This is a genomic window from Paraburkholderia gardini (assembly GCF_907164545.1).
GTDB lineage: Bacteria > Pseudomonadota > Gammaproteobacteria > Burkholderiales > Burkholderiaceae > Paraburkholderia > Paraburkholderia gardini.
The window spans coordinates 65,666-77,956 of the sequence record NZ_CAJQZB010000009.1 but is presented as its reverse complement, the minus strand read 5'-3'; the positions used below and the strand labels follow the sequence as shown (position 1 = coordinate 77,956).

The 12,291-nt window shown below is 61.5% G+C and carries 9 protein-coding genes and 3 pseudogenes; 9 read left to right on the top strand and 3 right to left on the bottom strand.

Annotated features, from left to right (window positions below; genetic code table 11):
* The first annotated feature begins 88 nt into the window (after positions 1-88).
* The 3 genes from LPA37_RS09080 (at position 89) to LPA37_RS09070 (ending at position 2,879) form a co-directional block, all read left to right on the top strand.
* A complete protein-coding gene (locus LPA37_RS09080; RefSeq protein ID WP_229012342.1) occupies positions 89-1,039 on the top strand; it encodes an alpha-E domain-containing protein in 951 nt (316 codons plus the stop codon).
* 13 nt (positions 1,040-1,052) lie between these two features.
* Positions 1,053-1,853: a transglutaminase family protein gene (locus LPA37_RS09075; protein ID WP_228982395.1), complete on the top strand. Its 801-nt coding sequence runs from the start codon at positions 1,053-1,055 to the stop codon at positions 1,851-1,853.
* 138 nt (positions 1,854-1,991) lie between these two features.
* On the top strand, positions 1,992-2,879 hold the full coding sequence (locus tag LPA37_RS09070; RefSeq protein WP_229012341.1) for a proteasome-type protease: 888 nt from the start codon (positions 1,992-1,994) through the stop codon (positions 2,877-2,879).
* Positions 2,880-3,065: 186 nt separating this feature from the next.
* On the opposite strand, the gene LPA37_RS09065 is transcribed toward LPA37_RS09070, so the two are convergent.
* Together LPA37_RS09065 and LPA37_RS09060 are read right to left on the bottom strand one after the other, a co-directional pair.
* Entirely contained in the window at positions 3,066-4,220 is a 1,155-nt protein-coding gene (locus tag LPA37_RS09065; protein WP_229012340.1) for a porin, read from the bottom strand.
* A 402-nt stretch (positions 4,221-4,622) separates the two neighbouring features.
* Positions 4,623-5,924, bottom strand: coding sequence for a YihY/virulence factor BrkB family protein (locus tag LPA37_RS09060; protein WP_229012339.1), 1,302 nt, complete (start codon positions 5,922-5,924; stop codon positions 4,623-4,625).
* Between the two features lie 311 nt (positions 5,925-6,235).
* On the opposite strand from LPA37_RS09060, the gene LPA37_RS09055 reads away from it, so the two are divergent.
* The 6 genes and pseudogenes from LPA37_RS09055 to LPA37_RS09030 all read left to right on the top strand — a co-directional run bounded on the left by LPA37_RS09055 (position 6,236) and on the right by LPA37_RS09030 (position 10,928).
* Positions 6,236-7,249, top strand: coding sequence for an ABC transporter substrate-binding protein (locus LPA37_RS09055; RefSeq protein WP_228982389.1), 1,014 nt, complete (start codon positions 6,236-6,238; stop codon positions 7,247-7,249).
* 89 nt (positions 7,250-7,338) lie between these two features.
* Positions 7,339-7,581: pseudogene (locus LPA37_RS09050) on the top strand (ABC transporter permease subunit); the annotation flags it as partial.
* A 42-nt stretch (positions 7,582-7,623) separates the two neighbouring features.
* Positions 7,624-7,698, top strand: a pseudogene (locus LPA37_RS27880) (hypothetical protein); the annotation flags it as partial.
* A 56-nt stretch (positions 7,699-7,754) separates the two neighbouring features.
* Positions 7,755-7,868 (top strand): annotated as a pseudogene (locus LPA37_RS09040) (winged helix-turn-helix domain-containing protein); the annotation flags it as partial.
* Between the two features lie 194 nt (positions 7,869-8,062).
* Complete coding sequence (locus tag LPA37_RS09035; RefSeq protein ID WP_229012338.1) at positions 8,063-9,190, top strand: porin; 1,128 nt, start codon at positions 8,063-8,065, stop codon at positions 9,188-9,190.
* 112 nt (positions 9,191-9,302) lie between these two features.
* On the top strand, positions 9,303-10,928 hold the full coding sequence (locus LPA37_RS09030; RefSeq protein ID WP_229012337.1) for a methyl-accepting chemotaxis protein: 1,626 nt from the start codon (positions 9,303-9,305) through the stop codon (positions 10,926-10,928).
* A gap of 318 nt (positions 10,929-11,246) precedes the next feature.
* Here LPA37_RS09030 and LPA37_RS09025 read toward each other — a convergent pair whose 3' ends face one another.
* Positions 11,247-12,269: an SAM-dependent methyltransferase gene (locus LPA37_RS09025; protein ID WP_229012336.1), complete on the bottom strand. Its 1,023-nt coding sequence runs from the start codon at positions 12,267-12,269 to the stop codon at positions 11,247-11,249.
* Between the last annotated feature and the right edge of the window lie 22 nt (positions 12,270-12,291).

Genomic DNA, 12,291 nt, shown 5'->3' with positions numbered 1-12,291 from the left:
GTGACAGGTGACAAACGGAAAATGCCCGGTAACCAGCGCAGGCCTCGAAGATTCAGGGTCATGCGTTCATCGATAACGGAAAGCCGCCATGCTAAGCCGCACTGCCGATCATCTCTTCTGGATGGCCCGTTACATGGAGCGCGCGGAGAACACCGCCCGCATGCTCGACATCAACCTGAAGGCGCTGCTGCTGCCGCAGACGCCCGAACAGGAAGCGCGTACGCAACGTTCCGTGCTGCGCATCTCCGAACTCGAGGGTGCGTTCGCGGAGCGCTACGACGAACCTTCGCGCGAGCATGTGCTGCATTTCATGGTGGCCGATTCCGCCAATCCTTCGAGCATTTACTCGTGTCTGCAGGCGGCGCGCGAAAACGCCCGCGCCGTGCGCGGCACGTTGACCACGGAATGGTGGGAGACGATCAACGACACATGGCTTGAATTCAATGAGCGTGCGTCGTCCGGGCAATTGATGGCGCATCCGGTGACGCTCTTCGAATGGGTCAAGTTCCGCTCGCATCTGTCGCGCGGCGTGACGCTCGGCACCGCGTTGCAGGACGACGCGTTTTTCTTCACACAGTTGGGCACATTCCTGGAACGCGCCGACAACACGGCACGGATTCTCGACGTGCGGTTCGCCAACGTCGAGCCGAATTCGCGCGATGCAGCGCGACAACTCGAAGATTTCTATTACTGGACGTCGATCCTGAGTTCGGTTTCGGCGCTCGAAATCTATCGCAAGGTCTATCGCGATGTCGTGACGCCCGCGCGCGTGGTCGAACTGATGATCCTGAACCAGCAGATGCCGCGTTCGCTGCTCGCGTCGCTCGAAGGCGTGTGCGCGAATCTCGCGATGCTGCGCACGTCGGGATCGAACGAATGCGAGCGCTTCGCTGGCAAGCTGCGTGCGGAACTCGTGTATTCCGACATCCGGCAGATTTTCGAGGCGGGACTGCATGCGTATCTGACGCAGTTCCTTGCCCGCGTGTTCGAACTCGGCGGACTGGTGGCACGTACCTATCTGATGTTGCCGGTTGCCTGATGGAGCCTGACCTATGTATCTCTCGATTCGACACGACACCTCGTACCGTTACGAATCAACGGTCCACTATTCGATCCAGCAGTTGCGCCTGACGCCCGCGAGCGGCGGCGCGCAGGTCGTGCGCCGCTGGACGCTCGATGCACCTGGCAAGCTCGACTCCACCTTCGACGCCTACGGCAACGTGTTGCACACGCTCGTGCTGAACAAGCCGCACAGCGAGATCCGCGTGCGTGTTTCGGGCGAGGTCGACACGTTCGCGCTCGTCGATGGCCGGTTGCCCGATGGCGTCGGCCCGATTCCACTCGAACATTTCACGTGCTCGACGCCTTTGACCGACTGTGATGCCGCGGTGCGTGAACTCGCGGCTTCGGTGCCCGCGCTCGATACGCCGGCTTCGTTGATCGCGTTGTCGGAGCAGATCGTGCAGCGCGTGCAGTTCCAGTCCGGCATCACCGAGGTCACGAGCACCGCTGCGGAAGCGCTGGCGCTCGGCAAGGGCGTCTGTCAGGACCACGCGCATCTGATGCTTGCCTGCTGCCGCGCGCGCGGCGTGCCGGCGCGCTACGTGAGCGGCTATATCGAACCGGGCGACGTCGAGCACGGCGCGAGTCACGCATGGGTCGACGTCTGGATCGATGGCGTGGGCTGGACGTCCGTCGACGTCACGCACGCGGCGTTCGCAAGCAACATCTATTGCCGGCTTGCTGTCGGGCGCGATTACGAAGCGGCGTCGCCTGTGCGTGGAAGACGGATTGGCGGGCGCGAGGAAAAGCTCAGCGTGTCGGTGACGGTCAGCGCACAGACACCGCAGTAGAGCGCGGGAAATCCATGTCCTGGGACGACGCGGCCTTCATGAAGGCCGCGTTGGCGTCGTCATACCGGAGGAAGCGTCAGAGGCGGTGTGCCGGCGCATTACAATAGCGGCGTTCTGTCGTTTTCCAGGTTGGCAACCATGACTTACTGCGTGGCGATGTGCGTGGATGAAGGGCTCGTGTTTCTCTCGGACACGCGCACCAACGCGGGCGTCGATCACATCAGCACGGCGCGCAAGATGTCCGTGTTCGAACAGCCCGGCGAGCGCGTGCTCGTGCTGCTGGGCGCCGGCAACCTCTCGCTGACCCAGGCGGTGCTCCAGGCGCTCAGCGAGCCCCCAGAGGCCGGCAAACCGACGCTCTGGACCGCTTCGTCGATGCCCGAGGCCGCGCGCGTGGTCGGCGACGCGGTGCGCCAGGTGTATCTGCGCGAGGCGCAGGCGCTGCAGGAATTCGGCGTCGACTTCAACTGCGCGTTCATTCTGGGCGGACAGATCGTCGCTTCGGCCGATAGCGGCGCGCCTTCGACGCCGCGTCTTTTCATGATCTATCCGGCGGGCAATTTCATCGAGGCGTCGAGCGTCTGCCCGTATTTCCAGATCGGCGAATCGAAGTACGGCAAGCCGATCATCGACCGCGTGCTGATTCCCTCCACACCGCTCGACGAAGCCGCCAAGTGCGCGTTGATCTCGATGGATTCGACGCTGCGCTCGAACCTCTCGGTCGGGCTGCCGCTGGATCTGCTGGTCTATGAGAAAGACACACTTCGGGTGACGCGGTTCGTCTGCGTCGATCAGGACAATGCGTACTATCAGATGATTCACCGCACGTGGGGTGAGCAGTTGCGTCAGGTGTTCGGCGCGATTCCCGATCCAGCGTGGGAAAACTCGGGCGACGTGCCGCATCAGCAGCGTAGCCGGGCGCCAGTGGTGTCGCAGCAGGACGCGAACGATGGGGTGGCCGGACGCGGCGACGTGCGGCCGGCGCAGACGCTTGCACAGGCAGACGCGCAGAAGAAGCAGCGCTAGTTACGCGGCAGTAACGCGGCAAACGCAAAAAGCCGGACGATGTGATGTCCGGCTTTTTGCGTTTATGGCGCTGGCTTTGCTGCTGCTGGCTTCGGCAGAGGGCAGACGTAAAAAAACCAGCCGCCGGCTTGCGCCTGCGGCTGGTTTCATACAGCTTCTGCCAGAGCTACGTAACAGGTTCTGTGCTTAGAACTTGTGACGGATGCCCAGGCTGACGATCGTCTGGTTGTCGCTCGTCGAAGCGAAGCCATAGTCAGCCACCGAACCGACCGCCGACTGCAGGTCGCCGGAATCGTTGCGCTGGTTGCCGTTAGCATGCTGGTATGCGCCAACCAGGTAGATGTCCGTGCGCTTCGACAGGTTGTAGTCGCCGCCCAGCGAGATCTGGTGGTATGTCGCGTTCGAGTCGCCCTTGCCGTGCGTGTACGTGTAGCCCAGACCGAGCAGTGCTGCCGGGGTCAGCTGGTAGTTCACGAAGCCAGCGCCGACGTCGTACTTCTGGGTCGAGCCGAAGCCCGATTGTGCGTCCGGCTTGTACTGCGCATTGCTGTAACGACCGCCGAACGTGAACGGACCTGCCACGTATTGCAGAGCAACCGATGCGATTCCGATCGACTTGGCCGATCCATAGGCCGAGTTCACGATGCCGTCGTACGTAGCGTCCGACGTTGCCGAAGTGCTCCAGCCGTCACGCGGCACCGTCGTCGACGTGTTGTCCATGCGGATGTAGCCAGCAGCGACGGAGAACGGACCCGTTGCGTACGTTGCGGCACCTGCCCACGTTTGACCCGAACCCGTCGAGCCTGCCACGCCGCCCAGTGCGTACATGGCTTCGAACTGGAAGCCACCCCAGACCGGCGATGCGTACTTGACCGAGTTGTTGGTACGCGAGCTGTTGTCGTTGTTGTCGACGTCGCCTGCGGTCGTGAACGTGCTGCCCCAGTAGTTGTCAGCCGTCAGCGGCTGAACGAGGTCAACCACCGGATCGTACTGACGACCGAGGGTAGCGGTACCCCACGAGTCGCCCGTCAGGCCGACGTACGCTTGACGACCGAACATGCGGCCGCTTTGACCGAGCGCGCCGTTGTTCGGGTTAAAGCCGTTTTCCAACTGGAAAATCGCCTTCAGGCCGCCGCCCAGGTCTTCCGAACCCTTCATGCCCCAGCGATTGCCCTGCAGGTTGCCTGCAGCCATGTTCCACAGGCTGTGACCACCAACGTTCGAAACGTACTGGATCGAGTCGTCCAGCACGCCATAAAGAGTTACGCTGCTTTGAGCGTGCGCGACGCCTGCGGTGCCGAGCAGTGCCAGCGAGAGGGTCGAAAGTGCGAATCGTTTCATCATTTCTCCACGCAAATGATTGGTTTAGTTGTTGCGGATTGGAGAATAACGCAGTGTGTCTGAACGTAAGAACTGAAAAAAAATGAGTGTCTCTAAAAAGTGACACAGGGCCAGAAGCCTTATAAATAAAGCTTGCCAGCGAATATTGCGGATATAGCAATATTGAATCGTTGACTACGCAATATTGTTGTTTCAATGACAGTGATTGAGGCTAATTGCTCAAAATAATTGTTGAATTGTAAGTAAGTCGTCTAATTACATCGAGTGGTCTGTCGCCTTTTTCCAGGTTTGTGGGGCGGGGAAGATCGGCTTTTGCGGGCGCGTCGACGGGATGCTGTTCAGCTTTGTTCGCCTGGCGGACGGGCAGGTTTCGCTGGCCCGACCGGCCTCGATCTATCTTGATTAACGGTCGTCGGCAGCACCGGGTTTGGTGTTTTCGGCGTCATTGCGCCGCCCCGCGAATGTCGTGGCGGCGAACGCCGCCGCAGCCACGAGAACCATCGACCCCCACGGATGCCGGCGGATATGGCGCTCCGCCCGGACGATGGTCGCGGCCGCCGCGCGCGTCGCCTGGGTTTCGGCGTGCGCCACCGAACGGCCAATATGCATTGCCGCCGCGGCCGTCGAGGGTCGTGGCGTCATCCGTGACGCTCCAGCAGGGCTTCCGGCCGACGTGTGCTGCGCGGCCACGCGTGCATCGATGGTCGCAGTCGATGCATCACGGTTCGGCGCGCCGTTCGACACGACGGCCGGCTTCGTCGAAGCCGCCATCACCGAAGCGAGCATTGCCCGGCTTCCGGGTGGCGGCGTGTCGTCCTGCAATGCCCACGGGCCGCGTGGATCGTGCAGGCGCCCGCGAGCAGCCGAGAACTCCGCGCCGAGCAGCAGCACGGCCGCCGAGAAGTACAGCCACATCAGGAGGATCGCGAGCGAGCCGGCCGCGCCGAACGAGTTGGCCATGCCGGCGTGCGCAAGGTAGAGCGCGAACATCTTCTTGCCTGCCGAGAACAGCACGGCCGCAACCAGTCCGCCGACCATCGCATCGCGCCACCGGACCGGCGCATCGGGCAGAAACTTGAGCAGCCCGGCGAACGCGACAGCCAGCACGAGCAGGCCGACCGCGAGCTGCAACAGGTTGCCGATCACGATGTAGGGCGAATCGCCGAGCAGCCAGTTGCCGATGAACGTGATGGCTGCATCGAGCACGAGCGAAACGATCAGCAGGAACGCGACGCCGAGCACCAGCCCGAACGAAATCAGCCGCACGCGAACGAGTGCGATCACGCTGGACGTGCGCGGCCCCACGGCGGGCCACACTATATTGAGTGCGCTGTTGAGCGACGAGAACGTCGCGGACGCGCCGACCGCAAGCAGCACGAACGAGATGGCCGCCGCGATGCCGCCCGCACTGCCGCTGTGATGTGCATTCTGGACGATGGTTTGCACGGCTGCTGCCGCGTCGTCGCCGAGCACGCCATGCACCTGGCTGAAGAGCTGGCCGCGCGCCGCTTCCGCGCCAAAGAACCAGCCGGCGATCGCGATCACCATGACGAGCGTCGGCGCGAGCGAAAAGGCCGCGTAGAACGCGATGCTCGCGGCCATCGCAGCGCAGCGATCTTCCGCGAACTGTTTGAATGCGCCAACCGCCCACGATGCCTGCTTGCGGGCCGCGGTCTGCAGCTTGTCGGTGGAAAGCGTATCCATGATTGTCCTTCGTCGCGAGACCGTTGCCCGTTGCAGCTGCCGCAAGCCGTATGCCTGCCACTATATCAACGCATGCCGCGATGCCATGGTGCCCAGTCAAGGCGCATTGTTTTTCCCGGGAGTGCGGCAGGTGACGGGGCGATGCTGATTCCGGTGCTGTTGTGATTCCGCAGGTAGTGACGCCCGTCTCATGGAAATCCCCTAAGAAAAAGGTTTTTCCGTGAAAGCCGAAAGAAGGATGCACCCTCCCATAATCGCGCCATCGATGCAGACAGGCAGCATTCCGCTGCCAACAATAACGGAGACTATCGATGCGACCGAATCTCAGCGCGTTTCGCCATATTGCTCTTGCTTCCAGCCTGCTATTCAGTCTTGCCTCGCAACATGCGTCGGCAGCCGATAGCGGGAAGATCACGATCATGGTTGGCGGGATCACGAAGCTGATCTATCTGCCGGCGCGCCTGACCGAACAACTGGGCTACTTCAAGGACGAAGGGCTCGACGTTGAATTGCTGTCGCAGCCTGCTGGTGTCGATGCAGAGAACGAACTGCTGGCCGGTGCCGTCCAGGGTGTCGTGGGCTTCTACGACCACACGATCGATCTGCAGACCAAGGGCAAGGAAGTCAAGGCGATTGTCGTGTTTGGTCAGGTGCCAGGCGAAGTCGAAATGGTGTCGACCAAAGCTGCCGATACAGTCAAATCAATGGGCGACGTCAAGGGCAAGACGCTCGGCGTGACGGGCCTGGGTTCGTCGACCAGCTTCCTCACGCAATACCTCGCGGGACAGCACGGCATCCAGTCGACGGAATACACGATGCTACCGGTGGGCGCCGATGCCAGCTTTATTGCGGCGATCAGGCAAAGCCGTATCGACGCTGGCATGACCACTGAGCCCACGGTGTCGGCATTGCTGAAATCGGGCGAGGCGAAGGTGCTCGTCGACATGCGCTCGGTCGAGGGCACGAAGGCGGCGCTCGGCGGCACCTACCCCGCCTCGAGTCTCTACGTGCAGGCCGCGTGGGCCGATTCGCACAAGGCGGAAGCGGCCAGGCTCGCGCATGCCTTCGTTCGCACGATGCAATTCATCCACACGCATAGCGCGGAAGAGATCGCGGCGAAGATGCCCGACGACTATCAGAAAGACAAGCAGCTTTACGTGAGCGCCCTGAAGGCGTCGCTGCCGATGTACACCGTCGACGGCAAGATGCCGGCTGATGGTCCTGCGACCGTGCTCAAGGTGCTCTCGGCATTCAACCCGTCGGTCAAGGGCAAGCATATCGAGTTGGGCAAAACCTACACCAACGAGTTTGTCAGTTCCAGATAGGTCACTGGCGCCCTCAGAGCGTTTGTGCAACGGGTGCTGTCCGACTCCGTTGCACTCGCGGTGCCACCCTCGTGGCTCCGCCTTTTCCCATGATTCCTTCCGCACTGTCGTGGATTCTCGCAAGCCTGCACGTGAGTTTCGGCTTCGCCCTGGTTGGCGCGGTGGTTGGCGAATTTCCCGGCTCTAAACAGGGCATTGGCCTGCTGATCTCGACTGCGCAGGGAGCATTTAACGCCAGTGGTGTATTTGCCGCGGTGGTCGCGCTTACGGCCGGCTATTTACTTGCCACGCTGAAAAAGCGCCTGCTGAAATGGAGGCCTGCTGCGTTCTGAGCGTCGGAAGTTATCGCAACTCGCCGGGAGGAAAACGACGAAGTGGTACCGCAGGTTATCGATCACGGTCCCCGCATTCCGGCCGAGGCCCGCGCCCACGTGTTCGAACGTTTCTATCGCGGGGCGACTGGCGTCGAGGGAGCCGGTCTGGGCCTGTCGATCGTGCGGGAAATCGCGCCATCGACATCTATATCCACCGCTTGCGCAAACATCTCGCGAGGTCAAGCGCACAGATCATGACGCTACGGGGTCTGGGCTACATCCTCCGGCAAAGAGATTCCGAATAACGAACAGGGGCGCTGTAACGTATATCAGGGAATGCACTTAGTTGTACAAAAGATACGGGAAAGGAGGGTGAAGGATTGAGGTATCCAGGATTGCATTCATTCGCATGCCGGGGATCGGATATCCGATCAGGCGGACTGCAGCAGCCGCGAGCAGAAAAATCAGATTTTCAACGCAGCAACCTGAGGAGACGGACTTGAAGAAAAAGTACTTAACCGTGGCTATCGCGGCAGGTGCGCTCGGCGCGACAGCCGCGCATGCGCAGTCGAGCGTGCAGCTCTACGGCCTGATGGACCTGAGCTTTCCGAGCTATCGGACGCACGCCGACGCTAACGGCAATCACGCCGTCGGCATGGGTAACGACGGTGAACCGTGGTTCAGCGGCAGCCGCTGGGGCGTGAAGGGTGCGGAAGACATCGGCGGCGGGTCGAAGATCATCTTCCGGCTCGAGAGTGAATACGTCGTCGCGAACGGGCAGATGGAAGATCCGAACCAGATATTCGATCGTGATGCGTGGGTCGGCATCCAGAACGATACGTTCGGCAAGTTTACGGCAGGATTCCAGAACACGATCGCGCGCGATGCGGCGGCCATCTACGGTGATGCGTACGGTAGTCCGCGACTTTCGACCAACGAAGGCGGGTTTACCAATTCGAACAACTTCAAACAGATGATTTTCTATGCGGCCGGCCCAACGGGCACCCGTTATAACAACGGTCTCGCATGGAAGAAACTGTTTGGCAACGGCATCTACGCCAGCGCTGGATACGCATTCGGCAACAGCACGAGTTTTGGCTCGAATTCCACCTATCAGGTGGCGCTCGGTTACAACGGCGGGCCGTTCAACGTGGCGGGATTCTACGGCCACGTCAACCGTGACGGCTTCACGAACCAGTCATATTCGGTGGGCGGCAACTATACGTTCGGCATCCTGCGTGCCAACGCGGGCTATTTCCGCTATCTCGGCAATCAGGGCGCGCTCGGTCAGCGTCAGGATAACGCATGGACGGTGTCGCTCAAGCTGTCGCCGAAGGGGCCGCTCGACTACGAACTCGGTTACCAGCAGATGCGCGTGCACAACGCCGCCTACGACAGCGGCGGCGACATCCCGAACGCGAACGTTGGCGTTTTCGATCCGACGTCCGGTCTCCACAACGGCTATAAGGAGACGCTGTACTGGTCGACGTTCTACCACCTGTCCAAGCGTACTGAACTGTATCTGGCCGGCGACTATATGAAGCTTCACGGCGGCTATACGGTCGGAACCACATTTGGTTCGACCAACCAGCTTGAACTGACGACAGGCGTGCGCACCCGTTTCTGATCCTGGCAGTTGCTCCTCCTGGCTGATTCATCGACTGGAAATACTCCTGTTTGCGGCGACGGATAAATCCGTTTGCCGCTTTTTTCTGTTTCGCGAGTCGAGGATGACTACCATGTTCAGAAATACCTCTATCCGCGTCGCCCTGACAGTGACGATCGCCGGCTATACGGCCGCACTGGTGTTCGTGATCGCCACCTCTGTCGCGGGCCTCAAGGCGGCCAACGCGGCGCTCGAAAAGATGTACACCGAAGAGACGGTCGCCTTGCGCCACCTCGCCGCGAGCGGCGAAGCAATTTTGCAGGTGCGGGTTGATCTCGGCGCCTACGAAACGCTCATCGCGCAGGGAAAACCCACCGAGGCGGTGCTCGCCCGCGTACACACCGGGCTGGCGGACAGTGATCGTGAACTGGCGGCCTACCTGTCGCAGCCGCCGTCGGACGATGTGGAGAAGGGTCTGGCTGACGCGCTACGCGCCAGGCGTGAGCAGTTGATGAAACAGGTGCTGGCCCCCGAAGTCGCGGCACTCGATCAGGACGATTTCATTACGTTCCGGACCACGGAGCGTCAGGCCCCTGAGGCGGTGTTCAGCGACTATAAAAGTGCCCAGCGTGCGTTGGAGAATGCCCAGCTGCAGCAACAGGGGGCTCGTTTCAATCTGGCCCAGGCGCATTTTCATCTGCTGTGCTGGGTGTTTGGAGCCATCGGGCTTGTCGCGATCGCACTGGGTCTGTTCGCGCGCTTCATGGTGGCAGCGTCGATCGTGCGGCCGATCAACGCTGCGATCCAGCACTTCGAACGGATCGCCGCCGGCGATCTCACCGGGCACATCGCCAGCGCGCGCGTCAACGAAATGGGCCGCCTGATGGCTGCGCTTGCCCGCATGCAGGAGAGCCTCGTTGCCGCGGTCAGTCAGGTTCGTCACGGGACAGCGGCAATCGGACATGGCGCGCGTGAGATCGCAAGCGGCAACGTCGATCTGTCGACGCGCACCGAGCAGCAGGCGGCGACGCTGCAGGAGACTGCATCGAGCATGGAAGAGTTGACCTCGACGGTCAGGCAGAATGCCGACAACGCACGGCAGGCCAGCGCGCTCGCCGAAAACGCGTCGGAGATCGCGGCGCGCGGCGGCGGCGTTGTCGAGCAGGTCATCGACGTGATCGCGGACATGTCGTCGGGGTCGAGCAGGATCGTCGACATTATTGGCGCCATCGAGGGTATCGCATTCCAGACCAACATACTCGCGCTGAATGCCGCCGTCGAAGCTGCGCGTGCGGGTGACGAAGGGCGTGGATTCGCGGTGGTCGCAGGCGAAGTACGTGCACTGGCGCAACGCTCGGCGGCAGCGGCGAAAGAGATCAGGGAGCTGATCAGTGGGTCGGTCGCAAAGGTTCAGAACGGAGCCGAACTCGCGACCCGCGCCGGCGCCACCATGGCGGAAATCGTCAGCGCTGCACGCAACGTAACCCGTATCGTGAGCGAAATCAGCGTGGCTTCTGAAGAACAGTCGCGAGGTATCGAGCAGATCAACCGCGCGGTCACGCAGATGGATAACGCGACCCAGCAGAATGCCGCGCTGGTTGAGCAGGCCGCGGCAGCGGCGGCGTCGCTCGAAGATCAGGCGGGCGCCCTTGACGATGCGGTTGCCGTGTTCCGACTGCATGAATCTCGCCAGCCGCAGAGCGAGGAACCCCACAGGCAGGACTGGGTGGCGTCAGAACTATCGACCGTCCGGGCATGACGTGATCGAACACTTCGGGACCCGTGCGGCGGCCAGGGCTATTGCAGCGCAACCTGTGCCCCGACTGCCGGTCCAATCAGTAGAGCAGCGTGGGTGTGCCAGGAGGGGCGAGATGGACGCTCGAAAGACGTTGTGGCGGCTTGGGGCCGGTTTCCTCACATGCCTGCTCCTGGCCAGCCTTGCGGGATGCGACGCGTTCACCGGACCGCCCGCGCCAGAATGGCCGGGTCCGCACGCACCCTATCCTTTCCCCGACGACGTTCCGCATCGAACCAGATGATGTGGCCAGTGGGGCGCGCAAGACACGCCCAAAGGCGATCAACCCGCCGCGCCGGGCCACGGTAGCGCACTGGCGCGGGTGCCCACCTTGTGCCCGACAATTTCGTAAATCGCCACATCATCATGCTCGAATGCCGTGGCCCAGCCACTCAGATAGTCGCACCAGGTCTGAAAGCTCCGGTCATCGACGAGTTGCCGCAGCGCCATCGCTTTCGCCCTGAAGTTCTCTTCCCACAAATGCAGCGTCCTCACACAATGCCGACGCAGGTTCTGAATGTCCGACACTTCCAGTCCGCCTTCTCGCATTGCAGCCAACGCATGGCCAAGATCGGGCAGTTCGTCGTCTGGAAACACATATCGGCCGGAAAACTCGCCACCGTCGAAGCCGAACTCGCCGCTGCCCGGCCCCGCCGACATGATGCCGTGACTGACGAGCACGCCATCCGTTGTGAGATGTTCCTGCAAGACTGAGAAGTATTCCGAAAGATTGCCGCGATTGTCGAACTCGAACATGCCGAGGCTCGTGATCCGGTCGAACCGGCCTTTGACATCCGGCCAGGCTTGCAAACGGATTTCGACGCGGTCGGCAAGACCTGCTGCCTTGATGCACTCGTTGGCCCAGTCGAACTGATTCTTCGACTGTGTAATGCCGACGCAATGCGCTCCGAACTTCGCGGCAGCGCGAATCACCAACGCTCCCCACCCGCAATCGACATCGAGCAGACTTTGCCCCGGTTTGAGACCGATTTTCGCAAGGACATGGTCGATCTTTTTCAGTTGCGCGGTTGCGAGATCTTCGTCGCCGTTCTCGAACCAGGCGCACGAATAGACCATCCGCGGATCCAGTCCCATTGAGTGGTATTCGTGCGGCACGTCGCGCAGATGCCTGTCGCGCTCCAGCAGCGCATTCGCTGCAGCCGACTTCAGGACGGCGGAAAGTTTCCGGTGTGTGGGCCTGTCAACATCGTATGGCTGTCTCTCCGATGGCGTGGTGTGAGCGGACTTGCCCATCCGCGTGCGAACCTCGCCGAGCCACCGGGTTACTTTTCCGTCCTGAGGCATCTGTCTCTCCGTTGTGCAGTTT

Bases quoted from the DNA above. Each gene is read 5' to 3' on its own strand.
- LPA37_RS09070 (WP_229012341.1), top strand. From the start codon at position 1,992: ATGACTTACTGCGTGGCGATGTGCGTGGATGAAGGGCTCGTGTTTCTC.
- LPA37_RS09030 (WP_229012337.1), top strand. From the start codon at position 9,303: ATGTTCAGAAATACCTCTATCCGCGTCGCCCTGACAGTGACGATCGCC.
- LPA37_RS09060 (WP_229012339.1), bottom strand. From the start codon at position 5,924: ATGGATACGCTTTCCACCGACAAGCTGCAGACCGCGGCCCGCAAGCAG.
- LPA37_RS09065 (WP_229012340.1), bottom strand. From the start codon at position 4,220: ATGAAACGATTCGCACTTTCGACCCTCTCGCTGGCACTGCTCGGCACC.
- LPA37_RS09080 (WP_229012342.1), top strand. From the start codon at position 89: ATGCTAAGCCGCACTGCCGATCATCTCTTCTGGATGGCCCGTTACATG.
- LPA37_RS09055 (WP_228982389.1), top strand. From the start codon at position 6,236: ATGCGACCGAATCTCAGCGCGTTTCGCCATATTGCTCTTGCTTCCAGC.
- LPA37_RS09075 (WP_228982395.1), top strand. From the start codon at position 1,053: ATGTATCTCTCGATTCGACACGACACCTCGTACCGTTACGAATCAACG.
- LPA37_RS09025 (WP_229012336.1), bottom strand. From the start codon at position 12,269: ATGCCTCAGGACGGAAAAGTAACCCGGTGGCTCGGCGAGGTTCGCACG.